General features: G+C 60.8%; 13 protein-coding genes. 3 read left to right on the forward strand and 10 right to left on the reverse strand.

What is annotated here, in order from left to right; translation table 11 throughout:
- Positions 1–72: 72 nt before the first annotated feature.
- Positions 73–384 carry an NGG1p interacting factor NIF3 gene (locus tag ACA065_RS25075; RefSeq protein WP_497691965.1) on the reverse strand — a complete coding sequence of 104 codons (312 nt, stop codon included), beginning with the start codon at positions 382–384 and terminating at the stop codon, positions 73–75.
- Positions 385–388: 4 nt separating this feature from the next.
- Positions 389–4,285 carry a phosphoribosylformylglycinamidine synthase gene (gene purL / locus ACA065_RS25080; protein WP_497691966.1) on the reverse strand — a complete coding sequence of 1,299 codons (3,897 nt, stop codon included), beginning with the start codon at positions 4,283–4,285 and terminating at the stop codon, positions 389–391.
- 287 nt (positions 4,286–4,572) lie between these two features.
- Here purL and mltF point away from each other — a divergent pair, with 287 nt between their 5' ends.
- Positions 4,573–6,033 carry a membrane-bound lytic murein transglycosylase MltF gene (gene mltF / locus ACA065_RS25085; protein ID WP_497691967.1) on the forward strand — a complete coding sequence of 487 codons (1,461 nt, stop codon included), beginning with the start codon at positions 4,573–4,575 and terminating at the stop codon, positions 6,031–6,033.
- 134 nt (positions 6,034–6,167) lie between these two features.
- On the opposite strand, the gene ACA065_RS25090 is transcribed toward mltF, so the two are convergent.
- The 5 genes from ACA065_RS25090 to treP form a co-directional block, all read right to left on the reverse strand.
- On the reverse strand, positions 6,168–6,458 hold the full coding sequence (locus ACA065_RS25090; RefSeq protein ID WP_497691968.1) for a PTS sugar transporter subunit IIB: 291 nt from the start codon (positions 6,456–6,458) through the stop codon (positions 6,168–6,170).
- Between the two features lie 2 nt (positions 6,459–6,460).
- Positions 6,461–8,992 (reverse strand): phosphoenolpyruvate--protein phosphotransferase, encoded by a 2,532-nt coding sequence (gene ptsP / locus ACA065_RS25095; protein ID WP_497691969.1) that lies wholly within the window; start codon positions 8,990–8,992, stop codon positions 6,461–6,463.
- A 208-nt stretch (positions 8,993–9,200) separates the two neighbouring features.
- Complete coding sequence (locus tag ACA065_RS25100; protein ID WP_497691970.1) at positions 9,201–10,421, reverse strand: maltoporin; 1,221 nt, start codon at positions 10,419–10,421, stop codon at positions 9,201–9,203.
- A 71-nt stretch (positions 10,422–10,492) separates the two neighbouring features.
- Positions 10,493–12,139: an alpha,alpha-phosphotrehalase gene (treC, locus tag ACA065_RS25105; protein ID WP_497691971.1), complete on the reverse strand. Its 1,647-nt coding sequence runs from the start codon at positions 12,137–12,139 to the stop codon at positions 10,493–10,495.
- Positions 12,140–12,203: 64 nt separating this feature from the next.
- On the reverse strand, positions 12,204–13,646 hold the full coding sequence (gene treP, locus ACA065_RS25110) for a PTS system trehalose-specific EIIBC component (RefSeq protein ID WP_497691972.1): 1,443 nt from the start codon (positions 13,644–13,646) through the stop codon (positions 12,204–12,206).
- A 253-nt stretch (positions 13,647–13,899) separates the two neighbouring features.
- Here treP and treR point away from each other — a divergent pair, with 253 nt between their 5' ends.
- Both treR and ACA065_RS25120 read left to right on the forward strand, forming a co-directional pair.
- The gene (gene treR / locus ACA065_RS25115; RefSeq protein ID WP_497691973.1) at positions 13,900–14,604 is read left to right on the forward strand and encodes a trehalose operon repressor; all 705 of its coding nucleotides are present in this window, start codon (positions 13,900–13,902) and stop codon (positions 14,602–14,604) included.
- Positions 14,605–14,624: 20 nt separating this feature from the next.
- The gene (locus ACA065_RS25120) at positions 14,625–15,395 is read left to right on the forward strand and encodes an APH(3')-II family aminoglycoside O-phosphotransferase (protein WP_497691974.1); all 771 of its coding nucleotides are present in this window, start codon (positions 14,625–14,627) and stop codon (positions 15,393–15,395) included.
- Positions 15,396–15,472: 77 nt separating this feature from the next.
- Here ACA065_RS25120 and guaA read toward each other — a convergent pair whose 3' ends face one another.
- The 3 genes from guaA to ACA065_RS25135 form a co-directional block, all read right to left on the reverse strand.
- Complete coding sequence (gene guaA, locus ACA065_RS25125; protein ID WP_094949445.1) at positions 15,473–17,050, reverse strand: glutamine-hydrolyzing GMP synthase; 1,578 nt, start codon at positions 17,048–17,050, stop codon at positions 15,473–15,475.
- A gap of 81 nt (positions 17,051–17,131) precedes the next feature.
- Positions 17,132–18,601 (reverse strand): IMP dehydrogenase, encoded by a 1,470-nt coding sequence (guaB, locus tag ACA065_RS25130; RefSeq protein ID WP_016977684.1) that lies wholly within the window; start codon positions 18,599–18,601, stop codon positions 17,132–17,134.
- Positions 18,602–18,830: 229 nt separating this feature from the next.
- A complete protein-coding gene (locus ACA065_RS25135) occupies positions 18,831–19,379 on the reverse strand; it encodes a hypothetical protein (protein ID WP_015885727.1) in 549 nt (182 codons plus the stop codon).
- Positions 19,380–19,450 lie beyond the last annotated feature (71 nt).

Below are 19,450 nucleotides of genomic sequence, written 5' to 3' on the forward strand. Positions count from 1 at the left end.
TTCTGTTTTCCAGGCACAAAAAACCCGCTGTCCGTGACGGCCCAGCGGGTTTCTCGTTTCATAGCTGCCGGATCAAAAGTCCGCCAACTGCCACACCTCATACGCCGGTGTTTCGTAGGGATGGCTGAGTTTCAACGCAGCCACAACCGCCACGATCAACTCATCCGCCACCACCAGCTCAACTTTCCATTCTTCCACCACTTCAACCTGGCCAACTTGCCCGATAAACGGCTGGCTGCCGTCCAACGCGCGAAACTGGCCCAGGCCCAGCACTTGCCAGGCGCAGCTGTCGTAGTGGCCGATGCGCCCGCCACCCGCTGCGAAGACGGCGGTTTTTACCGTCTCAACAAAGCTTGTGGGCACAAAGAAGCTGAGCTTGTACACCGCCTTAGTTCACCCACACGCGAGCGTTGCGGAACATGCGCATCCAGGCGCCGTCTTCGTTCCACTCTTCAGGGCGCCACGAGTTCTGCACGGCGCGGAACACACGCTCCGGGTGCGGCATCATGATGGTCACGCGGCCGTCGCGGCTGGTAAGGCCGGTGATCCCGCGCGGCGAGCCGTTCGGGTTGGCCGGGTAGCTTTCGGTGACCTTGCCGTGGTTGTCGACAAAACGCATGGCCACGCAGCCGGACAGGTCGGCTTCCAGCAACGCTTCTTCGCTGGAGAATTCCGCATGGCCTTCACCGTGGGCGATGGCGATTGGCATGCGCGAACCGGCCATGCCTTGCAGGAAGATCGAGTTGGATTCCTGCACCTGCACCATGGCGACACGGGCTTCGAACTGCTCGGAACGGTTACGCACAAAGTGCGGCCAGAACTCGCTGCCCGGGATCAGTTCGCTGAGGTTGGACATCATCTGGCAACCGTTGCACACACCCAGGGTGAAGCTGTCGTTGCGCTCGAAGAAGCCCTGGAACGCATCGCGCGCACGGCTGTTGAACAGGGCCGACTTGGCCCAGCCTTCACCGGCACCCAGCACGTCGCCGTAGGAGAAACCGCCACAGGCCACCAGGCCTTTGAACTCGTTGAGGTCAACGCGACCGGCGAGGATATCGCTCATGTGCACGTCGATCGCATTAAAGCCGGCGCGGTCGAACGCAGCCGCCATTTCCACCTGGCCGTTGACGCCCTGCTCACGCAGTACGGCAACTTGTGGGCGGATGCCTTTTTTGATGTAAGGCGCGGCGATGTCCTGGTTGACGTCGAAGCTGAGCTTGGTGCTCAAGCCCGGGTTTTCTTCTTCCAGGATTACGTCGAATTCCTGCTCGGCGCAGTCGGCGTTGTCACGCAGGCGCTGGATCTGGTAGCTGGTCTCGGCCCACTGGCGTTGCAGCAAGCGGCGCTGGCCGGCAAACACGGTGTCGCCGTTGAACGAGATGTTGATCTCGCCGTTGTTGATCGGCTGGCCGATCACCGCCACGCAGTCATCCAGGCCAGCAGCGCTGAACTGTGCGAGTACGTCTGGGGTGGCGTCCTGGCGAACCTGGATCACCGCGCCCAACTCTTCGTTGAAGAGGATGCCGTTGATTTCGGAGGCGTCCTCGGCAACGCTGTCGAGCACGATGTTCAGGCCGCAGTGACCGGCAAACGCCATCTCTACAACGCTGGTCAGCAGGCCACCATCGGAACGGTCGTGATAAGCCAGCAGGTGGCCGTCGGCATTCAGGCCCTGGATCACGGCGAAGAAGGCTTTCAGGTCTTCGGCGTCATCCACGTCCGGCGCGTGCTTGCCGAGCTTGCCGTGGGTTTGCGCGAGGATCGAGGCGCCCATGCGGTTCTGGCCACGGCCCAGGTCGATCAGGATCAGATCGGTGGTGCCCTTGTCCATGCGCAGTTGCGGGGTCAGGGTTTGGCGGATGTCGGTGACCGGTGCAAAACCGGTGACGATCAGCGACAGCGGCGAGGTGACGCTCTTGTCGGTGCCGTCTTCGTTCCAACGGGTGGCCATGGACATCGAGTCCTTGCCCACCGGAATGGTGATGCCCAGCTCCGGGCACAGCTCCATGCCGACAGCCTTGACGGTGTCGTACAGACGCGCGTCTTCACCCGGGTGACCGGCAGCGGACATCCAGTTGGCCGACAGTTTGATGTCAGACAGCTTGCCGATGCGGGAGGCGGCGATGTTGGTGAGGGTTTCACCAATGGCCATGCGGCCCGACGCCGGGGCGTCCAGCAGGGCCAGCGGCGTACGCTCGCCCATCGCCATGGCTTCACCGGTATAAACGTCGAAACTGGTGGCGGTGACGGCAACGTCGGCCACCGGAACCTGCCAAGGGCCAACCATTTGGTCACGGGCAACCAGGCCGGTGATGGTGCGGTCGCCGATGGTGATCAGGAAGCTTTTGCTCGCCACGGCCGGGTGGTGCAGCACGCGTTCGATGCTGTCGGCCAATTCCAGCGCGCTTGGGTCGAAGTCATCGCCCAGCTCGGCTTCACGTACCGCCGAACGGTGCATGCGCGGGGCTTTGCCCAGCAGCACTTCGAGTGGCATGTCGACCGGGCTGTTGCCGAAGTGGCTGTCGGTGACCGTCAGCTGTGGCTCGGCAGTGGCTTCGCCGACCACGGCAAATGGGCAACGCTCACGTTCGCAGATGGCCTGGAAGCGCGCGAAGTCTTCAGGGCCAACGGCCAGAACGTAGCGTTCCTGGGATTCGTTACTCCAGATTTCGTGCGGGGCCATGCCCGGCTCGTCGTTTGGAATGTTGCGCAGTTCGAAACGGCCACCACGCTCGCCATCGTTGACCAGTTCCGGGAAGGCGTTGGACAAACCGCCGGCGCCGACGTCGTGGATAAAGCTGATCGGGTTTTTGTCACCCAACTGCCAGCAGCGGTCGATGACTTCCTGGCAGCGGCGTTCCATTTCAGGGTTTTCGCGCTGTACGGAAGCAAAATCGAGGTCGGCCGAGCTGGTGCCGGTGGCCATGGAGGAAGCTGCGCCACCACCCAGGCCGATCAACATGGCCGGGCCGCCGAGCACGATCAGCTTGGAGCCGACCAGAATCTCGCCTTTCTTGACGTGTTCTTCACGGATATTGCCCATGCCGCCGGCCAACATGATTGGCTTGTGGTAGCCGCGCACTTCATCGCCACGCGGGGTGGTGATGGACTGTTCGAAGGTGCGGAAGTAACCGGTCAGCGCCGGACGGCCGAACTCATTGTTGAACGCGGCGCCGCCCAGCGGACCTTCGATCATGATGTCCAGCGCGGTGACGATGCGCTCAGGCTTGCCGTACGGTACTTCCCACGGCTGTTCGAAGCCCGGGATCTGCAAGTTGGATACGGTGAAACCGGTGAGGCCCGCCTTTGGCTTGGCGCCACGGCCGGTCGCGCCTTCGTCGCGGATTTCGCCGCCGGAGCCGGTGGCGGCGCCCGGGAACGGGGCAATCGCGGTCGGGTGGTTGTGGGTTTCAACCTTCATCAAGATGTGCACCGGCTCCTGCACCGCGCCGTACTGGCGGGTCTCAGGGTCGGGGAAGAAACGGCCGGCGACGGAGCCGACGATCACCGAGGCGTTGTCTTTATAAGCCGACAGAACGCCTTCGCTGTGCATCACGTAGGTGTTCTTGATCATGCCGAACAGGCTTTTTTCCTGGCTTTCGCCGTCGATGTCCCAACTGGCGTTGAAGATCTTGTGACGGCAATGCTCGGAGTTGGCCTGCGCAAACATCATAAGCTCGATGTCGTGGGGGTTGCGCTTCAAACCGTTGAAGGCGTCGACCAGGTAGTCGATCTCGTCTTCGGCCAGGGCCAGGCCCAGTTCGGTGTTGGCCTTCTCAAGGGCGGCGCGGCCACCGCCAAGCACGTCAATCGCGGTGAGCGGCTTGGGCTCGGCGTGACTGAACAGGCCGGCAGCCTGTTCCAGCTGGCTGACGATGATCTGGGTCATGCGGTCGTGCAGGCTGCTGGCGATCAGCTCGGCTTCGGCGTCGCTGAACTGGCCGGCAACGTAGAAAGCGATACCGCGCTCCAGGCGCTGGATTTTTTCCAGGCCACAGTTGCGGGCGATATCACTGGCCTTGCTCGACCAGGGCGAGATGGTGCCGAACCGTGGCAGAACCAGGAACAAGCGGCCATTAGGCTCTTGAACGGGAACGCTTGGGCCGTACTTCAGAAGGCGCGCCAGCACTTGCTGTTCGTCGGCGGTCAACACGCCGGTAACGTCGGCGAAGTGAGCAAATTCAGCATACAAGCCTGTAACCGCTGGAACCTTTTGGCTCAGTTGCTCAAGGAGTTTGCTGTGGCGAAAGGCAGAAAGGGCAGGAGCGCCGCGCAGGATCAACATCTTCGGGACAGCCTCGGGAAGGGGGTGTGCTTTGAGGCCGTGCATTCTAGCGTAAACCATCGCCAACGGCACCCGAAACGGCACGGCTGGCCGCTGCCGAACGTCAGTTGGCACGGTTTGCACAGTATCGGGGCGTTTTGCACAGGCTTGCGCGCAGTTATTTTAACCGTCATAAACCCTCGCCAACCCGCGTTTCTGCGGGCTGCAGCCCAGTTTTACGGGTGCTAGCAGACAAGTCCCCTGCTGTCGATATATGGCGCCGTGGGTCGTTTGCGTATACTGCGCAGATGTTCTCCCCTACTGCTTTGCGCCCGCGATGTGCCAAATGGCTCATCGCAACCGGACTCTTCCTGATGCTCAGCGCCTGTGTTGATAAACCCAGCACGCTCGAGCGAATCAAGGAGGATGGCGTATTGCGGGTGGTTACCCGGAACAGCCCGGCGACTTATTTCCAGGACCGCAACGGTGAAACCGGTTTCGAATACGAACTGGTCAAGCGTTTTGCCGATGACCTGGGTGTAAAGCTGGAGATCGAGACCGCCGACAACCTCGATGACCTGTTCGGCCAGTTGGGCAAACCCAACGGTCCGGTTCTGGCCGCCGCCGGCCTGGTCAGCAGCGAGCAACGCGCACAACAGGTGCGCTTCTCCCATCCTTACCTGGAAGTGACGCCGCAGATCATCTACCGCAACGGCCAGTCCCGCCCGACCACTGCGGCGGACCTGGCGGGCAAGAAGATCATGGTGCTCAAGGGCAGCACCCACGCCGAGCAACTGGCGGCGCTTAAAAAGCAGAACCCAGCGATTGAATACGAAGAGTCCGACGCCGTTGAGGTCGTCGACCTGCTGCGCATGGTTGATGAGGGGCAAATCGACCTGACCCTGGTGGACTCCAACGAAGTCGCCATGAACCAGGTGTACTTCCCCAACGTACGCGTAGCGTTCGACCTCGGCAATGCCAGCAACCAGAGCTGGGCCGTGGCGGCGGGCGATGACAACAGCCTGCTCAACGAGATCAACAGCTACCTGGACAAAGTTGAAAAGAACGGCACCCTGCAGCGTCTTAAAGACCGCTATTACGGGCATGTCGATGTACTCGGGTATGTCGGCGCCTACACTTTTGCCCAGCACTTGCAGCAACGCCTGCCCAAATACGAGAAGCACTTCCGGGCCTACGCCAAGGAAGAAAAAGTCGATTGGCGCCTATTGGCGGCCATCGGCTATCAGGAATCGTTGTGGCAACCGACCGTCACCTCCAAGACCGGCGTGCGTGGCCTGATGATGCTGACCCAGAACACCGCCCAGGCGATGGGCGTGTCCAACCGCCTGGACGCCAAGCAAAGCATCATGGGCGGCGCCAAATACCTGGCCAAGATCAAGGATGAACTGGACAACAGTATTGCCGAGCCGGATCGCACCTGGTTCGCCCTCGCCGCCTACAACGTTGGCACCGGCCATCTGGAAGACGCACGTACGTTGGCGAAGAAGGACGGCCTGAACCCGAACAAGTGGCTGGATGTGAAGAAGATGCTGCCGCGCCTGTCGCAGAAGCAGTGGTACAGCAAGACCCGCTACGGCTATGCGCGCGGCGGTGAGCCGGTGCACTTTGTGGCGAACATCCGGCGTTACTACGACATTCTTACCTGGGTGACCCAGCCGCAGCTGGAAGGCAACCAGGTGGTCGAAGGCAACTTGCATGTACCGGGTGTGGATAAGACCAAGCCGCCGGAAGAAAACCCGCAGCTTTAAGACACTCTCCCAAACACCCTAAGACTAATGTGGGAGCGGGCTTGTTCGCGAAAGCGGTGGATCAGTCGACACATCTGGTGACTGACACTCCCTCTTCGCGAGCAAGCCCGCTCCCACACTTGATATTTGTGACCTTAAAGGCCGGTGAGCAGATGCACTACGCCGCCCGTCAACACCATCACCCCCGGCACACCCGCCGCCTTTAACGCAGCCGCATCCACTCTCGTCGCATCCTGCAGTTGCACACGCACCCGTGTCAGCGCCACGCGTTGTTGTGACTTGAGGTTATCCGCGCCGCCCAGTGCACTCAGCACATCGGCCGACAACAGACTCGGTGTCTGTGTCGGTGTCGGCGCCACGACCGTCTCGGCAATCAAATCCGGGGTCAGGGCTTTCCAGAACGCGCGCTGTAATTTCTCGAACATGCTCAATGCTCCACAACAGGTGAGGTTTCAACCGTGGCCGCGTGATACAGACGCAACGCCTCGCGTACTTGGGCAGCTTCTTCCAGGCCCAGCACCTGACGGGCGATGATCTGGCAGTCGGCCAGGTCCAGCTCGCGCACGGTGGCCTTGATGGTCGGGATCAACGGTACGCTGACTGACAATTCATCCACGCCGAGCCCGATCAACACCGGCACGGCCAGCGCTTCAGACGCCAGCGCGCCGCACACACCGACCCACTTACCATGGGCATGCGCGGCCTTGACCGTGGTGGCAATCAGGCGCAGCACCGACGGGTGAAAACTGTCGGCCTGGCTGGCAAGCCGTGGGTGGTCGCGGTCCATGGCCAGGGTGTATTGGGTGAGGTCATTGGTGCCGATGGAGAAAAAATCCACATGCGGGGCGAAGATATCGGCCATCAACGCCGCCGATGGCACCTCGATCATGATCCCCAGCTTCGGCAACTCTTTGAGCCCCAGTGCCAGCGCTTCCTCCTCAAGCATCGTGCGCGCCAAGTGCAGCTCCGACAGCAGGCTGACCATCGGCAACATGATATGCAGCCGCGCAAAACCCGCGCTGGCGAGGATCGCGCGGAACTGTTCGCGCAACAGCTCCGGGCGCTCCAGGCACAGGCGAATACCGCGCAAGCCGAGGAACGGGTTGGTCTCGCTCTCCATCGGCACGTAGGCCAGCGGTTTGTCGCCGCCCACGTCCAAGGTGCGCACCACCAAATTGCGCTCCGTGCCCAGGGCGCGGGCGATAGCGCTGTAGGTGCCGGCCTGTTCTTCGGGGCTGGGCGCGCGGTTGCGGTCCAGGTAGAGGAATTCCGAACGCAGCAGGCCCACGCCTTCACCGCCCAAGCTCAGGGACTGTTCCACCTCCTGCAACGAAGCGACGTTGGCCGTGACCTCGACGTGGTGACCGTCGCGGGTGGTGGCCGGCAAAGCAGCCTGCGCCACTTCCCGCTGGCGCCGCAGAACTTGCTGTTGGCGGGCAACTTGCAGCTGCTCGATTTCAGCCAGGTCCGGGTCCAGGTGCAGCTCGCCTTTATCGGCGTCGAGCAGTACCTGCTTGCCGTTAGCCAGCGTCAGCACGTGCACCGGCACACCGCATATCGCCGGCAGGCCGAGTGCGCGGGCGAGTATCGCGACATGGCTGGTTGCCCCGCCACCGACAGTGACAAACCCCAGCACCTTGCGCGTGTCCAGGCTGGCGGTTTGCGACGGGGTCAGTTGCTCGGCAATCAGAATGGCTTGCTCGGGCAAGTCCCATGCACGGTCCTGGATACCGAGGATCAGCTTGAGCACGCGCTGGCCCACATCGGCCAAGTCCGCCGCACGTTCGGCGAGCAACGCGTTGCCCATTCCCTGGAACAAGGTGGCGGTGGCCACCGTGGCGCGGTTCCAGGCAAACGCAGCACTTTTGCCATTGGCCAGCTGGGCATGGGCTTGTTCGAGCAAGGTTGGGTCTTCGAGCAATTCCTGATGGGCGCGGAAGATCTCGGCCTGGGCACTGCCGACCGCCTTGGCTTGCAGGGCTTGCAGCGCTTCGGTTGCCGCCAGCAGGCCACGCTCCAGTGCGGCACGCTCGAGCGCTTCGCCACCACCGGCTTCGGCAATCTTCAATTCAGGCTCAGCCACTTGCACGACCTGGCCAAACGCCGAACCTGGGGATGCACACACGCCGTGCAGCAAGGTGGCCGATGACAACGGCGCGACAGGCTCCACCACCGCTGCAGTCGCCCCGACCGTCTCGCCACAGCCTTCGGCCAGCAACGCAACCAGTGCCTCGATCGCTGCGGCGGCATCGTCGCCCGCCGCGCTCACTTGCAAGGTATCGCCCTGCACGGTTTGCAGCGCCATGATCGCCACCAGCGACTTGGCGTTGGCGCTCTGGGTTTGCTTGTGCAGGTAAATGCTCGCGTTAAAACCCTTCGCCGCTTGGGCAAACACCGCAGCAGGGCGAGCGTGCAAACCGTTGGCGTTGGGCAATGTCAGGGGTTTGGAGAACAGTGCATCGCCCGCCTCCTCATCTACAGCAGCAGCGGCCTCCCCGGGTGAAACTCGCAACAGCGGCTGGCCCACATCCACCAGGCCACCGTCCGGCGTGAGCAGCGTAAACGGCTCACCACTGACCACCAGCATCAAGGTCAGCAAACTGCGTGCATGGAGCGCCACGTAGTCGGCATCGAATTCAATCAGCGGCTGCCCGACCTCCACCCGCTGGCCTTCCTGCACCAGCGGCGTGAAGCCCTGGCCCGCCAGGTTCACAGTGTCCAGGCCGATATGCATCAGCACTTGGACGCCGTTGTCGTCGGTAACGCTGACCGCATGACCACTGTCCTGGATACTGCTGATCACCCCGGCCAGCGGCGCGCAAAGGGTCTGCGAGGTAGGATCGATGCACAGGCCATCGCCGATCATGCGATTGGCGAACACTGGGTCGGGCACCTGATCCAGCGCCAGCAGCACACCGGACAGCGGCGCCAGCAGTTCCAGGGGTTGAGTTGTGGTCATGACTTCACCTGCTGTTTTGTTCTGTAAAAATCATTGAGCGAACGACGGTCCAAGGTGGGAGCTGGCTTGCTGAGGCGAGGGCGCTTGTCGAATCGTCGCACCGTCCCGCTGACTGCGCAGCAGTCTCCGGCTTTTTGGGGGCGCTTCGCACCCCAGCGCAAGCAAGCTTGCTCGCCACAACAAGCCCGCCCCCACATTGGGTTCGTGTTCATTTCCACCAGTATTCGACCTGCACACCCACATTCGAGCCATGCCGCGCCGTGCCGTAAGCGCCGGTGTCGGACAACGCCGAGCCCGCCGCCAGTTCATTCGCCGCGCGCTTGGCCGCTTCGTTCCAGGTTGCATAGGTGTAGTACAAACGCACTTCCGGCCGCGCCCAGAAATCCGGGCCGTTGGGCGACCAGGTTGGGGCGAAGGTAAATTTGCTCAGCTTGCGTGTACCGCCGGCCGCGTCGACCTGATCATGCCCAAGTTCGGTGACCAGTTTGAACTGTTCGCTGATGGCATACGCCGGGCGCACACCGATGGACATCCAGGTCTGGTCCTGGCTGCCGGGGCGAATATCTTTCTGGTACACCGCCTCCACCTGCCCGCCGAAACGCGGGGTCACCTGCCAGTCGAAAAACTCCACGGCGCGGTAGCTTTTGCTGCTGTTATCCAGGGCTGTATTACCGGTATAACCCAGGCCGGTGCCGGGGCCTTCGCCGTACTGCAAGGCGAACTTGTTTTTGCCACCGAGAAACGGTTTTTGCACATGCTGCGCCGTGATCGCCCACCCGCTGTTGGCGTCGCGGCCACCGGCTTTTTCGATGTAGCTCAAGCCGAACTCCAGCTCACCGCCAGGGTTGGTCTTGAAACCCGCCACGTTGAAGTCGTGGCGGGTGGCGTATTCCTTCTGGTACAGGTTGTCCTTGCGCGACAGGGCGTAGCTGTATTTGAGGTCGCCGATTTTCACGTCCTCGACACCGCCGCCCGTGGCACTCTGGTTCCAATAGTAGAAGTCGGAGATATGGATGTCGTTTCGTTTGTAGTAACGCCGACCGGCCCACACCGAACCCCCATTGAGGCCAGGCAGGTTGGACCACTGCGCATACATCTGTGGCATGCGCGCCGAGCCGTTGTCTTCGCCCTGGAACTTCAGGGCGCGGTCGTACTTGTTGTACAGCGATGCCATGGCATCGACGCTGAGCACCGAGCCGTCGTCAAGGGTCAGCAGGTCCTGGCGCAACTCCAGTTCGCCGTATTGCTCGCATTCGTTCCCCAAACGGTATTTGGATTGCGCCCCCGGCAGTTGGAAGCACTGCTGCTTGCCACTGCCCGTTGAAGTGCCCGCGCCGCTGCGCAAGTAACCGGCAAATTCCAGCGCCTGAGCGGCAAAAGGAGCAGTAAGGCATGAAGCAATGAGGCCCAGCTTTATTGTTGTTTTCATGTAGCACTCCGATATTTTTATTATGTTTTTTGAAGCGCCCCCGCACTCCCATACGGGGGTTACCGCGGGTCTCAGTCCTTGAGGTGCAGCACAAACGATTCGTAAGGTCGCAACACCAGCGTGCCGGCACGCACCGGGCAGTCGGGGTAGTTGCTGATCAGCAGGCGTTGCGCGCGCGCCGCGTCGATGACGCCTGGCGGCAGTTGGATTTCGCAGGGTGTGCCGTAAAAGTTGTTCAGCACCAGCAAGCGCTCGCCCTGCCCTTCGCGCAGGTACGCCCAGACCTGGAGATGGTCTTGCAGCAGTTGGCGATAAACACCTTCCTGAATCAGCGGCTCGTGGCGACGCAACTCAATCAGTGCGCGGTAGTGATGCAGCACCGAATCCGGATCATCCATCTGGCTTTCGACGTTGATCTGCGCCGCGTTGGCCGGGATACCAATCCACGGCTCGCCCGTGCTGAAACCGGCATTCGCCTGGTGGTTCCACTGCATCGGCGTACGGCCGTTGTCGCGGGACTTCTGCATGATCGCCGCCATGCTCGAGGCCTCGGACTCACCGGCATCGCGCTTGAGCCGGAAGATGTTCAGGGTCTCGACATCGCGGTACTGCTCGATCTTGTTAAAGCCCGGGTTGGTCATGCCCAGCTCTTCGCCCTGGTACACATACGGCGTGCCCTGGAGGAAGTGCAGCGCAGTGGCGAGCATCTTGGCCGAGACCACGCGGTGTTCGCCGTCGTCACCGAAACGCGAGACCACCCGAGGCTGGTCGTGGTTACACCAGAACAGCGCGTTCCAGCCGCCACCGGCCTGCATGCCCAGTTGCCAGTCAGAGAAAATCTGTTTGAGTTGCAGGAAGTCGAAGTCGGCCTTCACCCACTTTTGCAGGTTCGGGTAATCCACCTTCAGGTGATGAAAGTTGAAGGTCATCGACAGCTCTTTCGACGCCGGATTGGAGTAGCGAATACAGTGTTCCAGGCTGGTGGATGACATTTCACCGACGTTGATCAGGTCATGCCCTTCGAAGACTTCGCGGTGCATTTGCTGCAGGTATTCGTGCACGTTCGGGCCGTCGGTGTAGAAGCGGCGACCGTCGCTGTTGTCTTCCGGGAAATCGGCGGGCTTGGAGATCAGGTTGATCACGTCCAGGCGGAAACCGCCCACGCCTTTGTCGCGCCAGAAGCGCATCAGCTTGAACACCTCGGCGCGCACCTTGGGGTTGTCCCAATTCAGGTCGGCCTGGGTGTGATCGAACAGGTGCAGGAAGTACTGGCCGGTTTGCGCCTCGTATTCCCAGGCCGAACCGCCGAACTTGGATTCCCAGTTGTTCGGCTGGTCGCGCCAGATGTAGAAGTCGCGGTACGGGTTGTCGAGGCTGCTGCGCGCTTGCTGGAACCACTCATGCTCGATGGAGGTGTGGTTGACCACAATGTCGAGCATCAGCGTGATGCCGCGCTTGGCCGCCTCGCTGATCAGCAGATCGCAGTCGGCCATGGTCCCGTAGCTTGGGTCGATGGCGTAGTAGTCGCTGATGTCATAGCCGTTGTCGCGTTGCGGCGAGCGCAGGAACGGGGTGATCCACAGGCAATCCACGCCCAGCCATTTGAGGTAATCGAGTTTGTCCACGATGCCCAGCAGGTCACCGGTGGCGTTACCCGCGTGGCTATGGAAGCTTTTAGGGTAGATCTGATAGATCACCGAGTGTTGCCAGCTTTGCATGGGGACTCCTTCAGCTTGGAATACGATCAAATGTGGGAGCGGGCTTGCCCGCGAAAGCGATAGATCAGGCGACGCGATACCCGGGCTGAACAATCTTCATGCTCAACACACAGGTCAAAACAAACGGCACGACAATCGCGATCGACATCCCAATCAAAAACACCGGGATGAACTGCGGAATAATCGAGATAAAGCCAGGCAAGCCGCCCACCCCAATGGCAGAGGCCTGGACCTGGTTCATCGCCAGGAAAACACTGGCCATGGCCGAGCCGAGCAACGCTGAATAGAACGGAAACTTGAAGCGCAGGTTGATGCCGAACATCGCCGGCTCAGTGATGCCGAAGTAGGCGGAGATTGCGGAGGTGGACGCCATGCTTTTGTCTCGTGCATTGCGCGTCATGTAGAACACCCCAAGCGCCGCACTGCCCTGGGCCAGGTTAGACATGACGATCATTGGCCAGATAAAGGTGCCACCCTGAATGGCGATCAATTGCAGGTCCACGGCAAGGAACATGTGGTGCATGCCGGTGATCACCAGCGGTGCAAACAGCAGACCGAATATCGCCCCGCCCAACATTGGCGCCAGGTCGAACAGCGTGACCAAGCCTTGGGTGATCAGGATGCCGAGGTGACGGGTCACAGGGCCGATAATCGCCAGCGCCAGCACGCCCGTGACGACAATGGTGGTGATTGGAATCACCAGCAATTGAATGGCATTGGGTACACGCGCCTTCAGCCATTTCTCGATGACGCTCATGACATAGGCGGCCATCAGGATCGGCAGTATTTGCCCCTGATAGCCCACCTTCTCGATTTTGAACCAGCCGAAAATATCGAAGTACGGCATGCTCTGGCCATCAAGCCCGCTGACCGCCTTACCGTAGTTCCAGGCATTGAGCAGGTCCGGGTGCACCAGCATCAGGCCGAGCACGATGCCGAGGATTTCACTGCCGCCAAACCGCTTGGCCGCCGACCAGCCCACCAGCGCGGGCAGGAACACAAACGAAGTGTTGGCCATAAGGTTGATCAGGCTCCACACCCCGTCCAGGTTCGGGTAGGCCTCCAGCAAGGTCTTGTCCGCGATGAACATGCCCTTTGCGCCCATCAGGTTGTTCACACCCATGAGCAAGCCGGCAATGATCAGCGCCGGCAGGATCGGCATGAACACATCGGAGAACACCCGCACCAGGCGCTGCATAGGGTTGATCTTGTCAGCGCTTTTCTTTTTCACGTCGGCGATGGTGGAGGCGGCAAGACCGGTCTGCTCGCGCAAGGCGGCGTAAACCCGCTCCACTTCACCTGGGCCGATAACGATCTGGAACAGGCCGCCGGTAAAGAACGAGCCCTTGACCAGATCGACCTGGTTCAGCGCACTGCTGTTGACCAGGCTCGGGTCCTTGAGCGCCAGGCGCAGGCGCGTCACACAATGGGCAGCTTGTTCAAGGTTGTCGCTGCCCCCGAGGTTCTCGAGAATCTGGCGGGCAATATTCGAATAGTCGTGGCTCATGCTTGGTTTCCACTTTGATTTTTTTATTTGGGGGCAGTCATTGGCAGCACGCCGAGGCCAAACGTACTCGTCTGTACGAGTTAAATCAACAACTCGTCTGTACGAGTCACAAATTGTTTATATTTCTGAACTTTGAGTCAGACATTTCCTTTTGTGCCACGTGGGTCCAATGGACAAATTTCACCTCTGCCACTAAGGTTCCTGCCTTGAACTGCGCAGTTCACCTTCATCACGTCGGGCATAGAGCCAAACCATGAGCAAATACAACCAGATCTATACGGATCTGCTTGCCAGCATCACCACTGAACGCCTGCAACGGGGCACGCGCCTTCCCTCCGAAACCGAACTGATGGACGCCTACCAAGCCAGCCGTGGCACCGTGCGTCGTGCAATCGAGCAGTTGCAGGAGCGTGGGTTTGCACAAAAAATCCACGGCAAGGGCACCTTTGTGTTGTCGCCAAACCCCATCGAGTTCCAACTGGGTGGCATCGTCAGCTTTCACGAAACCCACGCAGACCTGGGCGATGACGTGCGCACCGACGTCGTCGAATTCAGCCAGTTCGCGTTGGAAGGTTCACTGCTGGCTCATATCGAAGCCGAACCCGGCACCCTGATCACGCGGATCAAACGGGTACGGCGCATCGGCGGCAAACGGGTGATCCTCGACATCAACCACTTCGTCGCCGACCTGATCCCAGGCCTGGACCGCTCGATTGCCGAGCAGTCGATCTATGCGTTTATCGAAGACACCTTGCAGCTGCAGATCAGCTACGCGCAGCGCACCATCGAAGCCCTGCCCCGCAGCAAAGACGACCAGGCACACCTGGACCTCGATGGGCAAAGCCATGTGATCGTGGTGAGCAACCAGACGTTTTTGCAGGACGGGCGGCAGTTCGAGTACACCGAATCGCGGCATACGTTGGATAAGTTTTACTTTTCGGATATTGCGCGGCGCTGAGGCGAAAAAGGACAAACACCGTGAATATCCCCAGCAAGTGGCGCGAACAGTTCCCGCAGGCGTTGATTGAGCAACAGGCCATCGGTGAATCGCGGGCGGACGTGTTTCGCCTGCGCCAGAGCGGTGGAGCAGACCTGTTCCTGAAGGCCAAGCCTGTGGACGAGTTCGGCGAACTTGCGCACGAAATCGAGCGCCTTCGGTGGCTCCAGCAGGTTAATTTGCCCGCGCCCGTGGTGCTGGCCGAGCTGACAGAAAACCACCACCACTGGCTGCTGATGACCGCCGTACCGGGGCAAGATCTGGCCAGCGCCAACACGCTGCCTGCCGCGCAGACCATCGACATTCTGGCGACAGCCCTGCATACCTTGCACCAGATACCCCTCGCGCAATGCCCCTTCGATCACACCCTTGAACAGCGCATCGCGCTCGCTCGGCAGCACGTCAGTGCCGGGCTGGTCGATGAGACAGACTTCGACGACGAACGCCTCGGGCGCAGCGCCGAGGATGTGCTGGCCGAACTCTTGTCGACCCAGCCCAACACCCACGACCTGGTGGTGGCCCACGGTGACGCCTGCCTGCCAAATTTCATGGCGCAAGGCGGCCGTTTCAGCGGCTTTATTGATTGCGGACGCCTTGGCATCAGCGACCGCTATCAAGACCTGGCCCTGGCGGCACGCAGCGTCGAACGTAACGCTGGGCCGGAATGGGTAAAGCCATTCTTTGAGCTTTATGGGGTTGAGCCTGATGAGCAGCGAATGAGGTTTTACTGCCTGTTGGATGAGTTTTTCTAAACGCCTGACGCCTGAAACGCAAAACCCCGGCACATGGCCGGGGTTTTGTTATTTAGCGTTTACCTGCTAGCGCAGGATCATTCCCACTCAATCGTCGCCGGCGGCTTGCTCGACACGTCATACGTCACGCGCGAGATACCTTCGATTTCATTGATGATACGGCCGCTGACGGTTTCCAGCAGTTCGTACGGCAGGTGCGCCCAACGGGCGGTCATGAAGTCGATGGTTTCTACGGCACGCAGGGCCACGACCCACGCGTAACGACGACCATCGCCTACAACGCCAACCGATTTCACCGGCTGGAATACCACGAACGCCTGGCTGACTTTGTGATACCAGTCGGCCTTGCGCAGTTCTTCGATGAAGATGTGGTCGGCGCGACGCAGCAGGTCGGCGTATTCCTTTTTCACTTCACCGAGGATGCGCACGCCCAGGCCCGGGCCTGGGAATGGGTGGCGGTAGACCATGTCGTACGGCAGGCCGAGTTCCAGGCCCAGGCGGCGGACTTCGTCTTTGAACAGTTCGCGCAGCGGTTCTACCAGCTTGAGGTTCATTTCCTCAGGCAGGCCACCCACGTTGTGGTGGGACTTGATCACGTGGGCCTTGCCGCTCTTGGCGCCGGCTGACTCGATCACGTCTGGGTAGATGGTGCCCTGGGCGAGGTACTTGATGTTGTCCAGGTGTTTGGCCTGGGCATCGAAGACGTCGATGAAGGTGCGGCCGATGATCTTGCGCTTCTTCTCCGGGTCGGACTCGCCGGCCAGGTTGTTCAAGAACTGATCTTCAGCGTTGGCGCGGATGACCTTGACGCCCATGTTCTCGGCGAACATGGCCATCACTTGCTCGCCTTCGTGCAGGCGCAGCAGGCCGTTGTCGACGAACACGCAGGTCAGCTGGTCGCCGATGGCTTTGTGCAGCAGCGCGGCAACCACGGAGGAGTCAACGCCGCCGGACAGGCCGAGCAGCACGTTGTCGGTGCCGACTTGGGCGCGCACGTTGGCGATGGCGTCTTCAGCGATTTTCGACGGGGTCCACAGCGCTTCGCACTGGCAGATGTCGAGGATGAAGCGCGACAGGATGCGCCCGCCTTGCTTGGTGTGGGTCACTTCCGGGTGGAACTGCACGCCGTAGTAGCCGCGCTCGTCGTTGAACATGCCGGCGATCGGGCAGCTCGGGGTGCTGGCCAGGATGTGGAAGTCTTCCGGCATCTTGGTGACCTTGTCACCGTGGCTCATCCACACGTCGAGGCCGAACAGGCCGTCTGCGTCGATGTGGTCTTCGATGCCGTCCAGCAGGCGGCTCTTGCCGACCACGTCCACGCGGGCATAACCGAATTCACGCAGCTCGGAACCTTCAACCTTGCCGCCCAGTTGCTCGGCCATGGTCTGCATGCCGTAGCAGATACCGAAGACAGGCACGCCCAGGTCGAATACGGCTTGCGGGCAGCGCGGGCTGTTGGCTTCGTGCACGGACTCGGGGCCACCGGCGAGGATGACGCCTTTAGGTGCGAATTCGCGGATCGCTTCGTCATCCATGTCGAACGGGTGCAGTTCGCAGTACACGCCGATTTCACGCACGCGGCGGGCGATCAGCTGGGTGTACTGGGAACCGAAGTCGAGGATCAGGATGCGGTGGGCGTGAATGTCGAGGGCCATGAAGTCAGTCTCGTCTAATGAATCAGAAACAACTCGGGGCTGAAAGAACAGCCCCGGTTACTTAACGTTTTGCTGGAAGCCTCAACCTACGCGGTAGTTTGGCGCTTCCTTGGTGATCTGCACGTCGTGGACATGGGATTCAGCCATGCCGGCGCCGGTGATCCGTACGAACTCTGGCTTGGTGCGCATTTCTTCGATGTCGGCGCTGCCGGTGTAGCCCATCGAGGAACGCAGGCCGCCCATCAGTTGATGGATGATCGCGCTGAGGGTGCCTTTGTACGGCACACGGCCTTCGATGCCTTCCGGTACGAGCTTCTCGGCGCCTGCCGAGGAGTCCTGGAAGTAACGGTCGGAGGAACCTTGCGCCTGGGACATGGCGCCCAGCGACCCCATGCCGCGGTAAGCCTTGTACGAACGGCCCTGGAACAGTTCGATTTCGCCTGGCGCTTCTTCAGTACCGGCGAACATCGAGCCCATCATTACGCAGGAAGCACCGGCTACGATGGCCTTGGACAGGTCACCGGAGAAACGGATGCCGCCGTCGGCGATCAACGGTACGCCTGTGCCTTCAAGGGCAGCGGCGACGTTGGCGATGGCGCTGATTTGCGGCACGCCCACACCGGCGACGATACGCGTGGTGCAGATCGAGCCAGGGCCGATACCGACCTTGACCGCGTCGGCGCCCGCTTCGGCCAGGGCCTTGGCGGCTGCGCCGGTGGCGATGTTGCCGCCGATCACTTGTACGTCAGGGAAATTCTGTTTAACCCAGCGAACGCGGTCGATCACGCCTTTGGAGTGGCCGTGAGCAGTGTCGACCACTACCACGTCAACACCGGCAGCGACCAGGGCCGAAACGCGGTCACCGGTGTCTTTACCGGTGCCGACCGCAGCGCCGACGCGCAGACGACCTTGGTCGTCCTTGCTGGCCAGCGGGTACGCCTTGGCTTTTTCGATGTCGTTGACGGTCATCATGCCTTTGAGGGCGAATTTGTCGTCGACGATCAGCACGCGTTCGATGCGGTGCTTGTGCAGCAGCTCGCGCACATCGTTCTTGTCGGCGCCTTCCTTGACAGTGACGAGACGCTCTTTAGGCGTCATCACTTCGCGGACAGTGACTTCAAGACGGTTCTCGAAACGCACGTCACGGGAAGTGACGATGCCGACCAGGTCGCCATCGTGCAGCACCGGAACGCCGGAGATGTTGTGCAGGCGGGTCAGGTCGAACAGATCGCGCACGGTGGCGTCGGCTTCGATGGTGATTGGATCTTTCACCACACCGGCTTCGTAACGCTTGACCTTGCGCACTTCGGCAGCTTGCTGCTCGATGGTCATGTTCTTGTGGATGATGCCGATGCCGCCTTCCTGAGCCATGGCAATTGCCAAACGGGCTTCGGTGACGGTGTCCATGGCAGCGGAAACCAGGGGAATATTCAGCTCGATGCCACGGGTTAGGCGGGTCTTGAGACTGACTTCGTTAGGAAGCACCTCGGAATAACCGGGCACTAAGAGAATGTCGTCGAATGTCAGAGCTTCTTGGCTGATACGCAGCATCGCGGGGGCTCCCGAGCGGGAAAATGGAAGCGCGCCATTATATACATGCACCCTGTCGGGCTCAATGTAAAACTCTGACAAACTTGGTAATACTGATAGATGGATAATTGATCGTTCCCACGCTCTGCGTGGAAACGCCTCCCTGGACGCTCCGCGTCCTGCCCCAGCGCAAGGGCGACACGGAGCGTCACGGAATGCATTCCCACGCAGGAGCGTGGGAACGATCGGGTTAAAGCTCGACTTTGACCCAACTCATCTTCTGGTCCAGCCAGTCGGCAAATTCGTCGATAAAACTCTGCTTGAACCCCGCCTCCGCCCAGTTGTTGAAGATGAAACCCAGGTTGGAAAACCCGCATTCCTGCAGGAACAGAAACCCATTGATGTCATCTTCGTGCCCACACAGCGGGCAGGTGAAGTTGTCGGTATGGCCGGGCATCCAGTCTTCCAGGCTTTCGAACAGCGCCTCGCCGACTTCCTTGAGGCATTCCGGGCAGCCGGCTTCTTCGAGAAAGCCTTTGGCCGGTGTATAGATGCAGCGTTTGTAGATGATCTCCAGGCCATTGATCGGCTCGTTGAACGGCAGCGCCTCAGGGTGCAGCACCACGGCGCGAGCGCCGTCGGCCAGTGCGTAAGCCATGCGGTTGCCGGTGCGCCCGCAGGTGGTCAATTCTTCCTTGATGATGTTCTTGCGCACCAGCCAACGCACGATCGCCCGGGCGCGGGGTTCGTGGACGGGCAAGGTGGAGATTTTCGGGACAAGGATGCTTTGGGAGTTCATGGGAGTCCTGCGGTGTGGCGCCTGGCGCTTTCGCGAGCAAGCCCGCTCCCACATTTTGATTTGCGAACACA

This window comes from Pseudomonas sp. LBUM1640 (genome assembly GCF_059716225.1).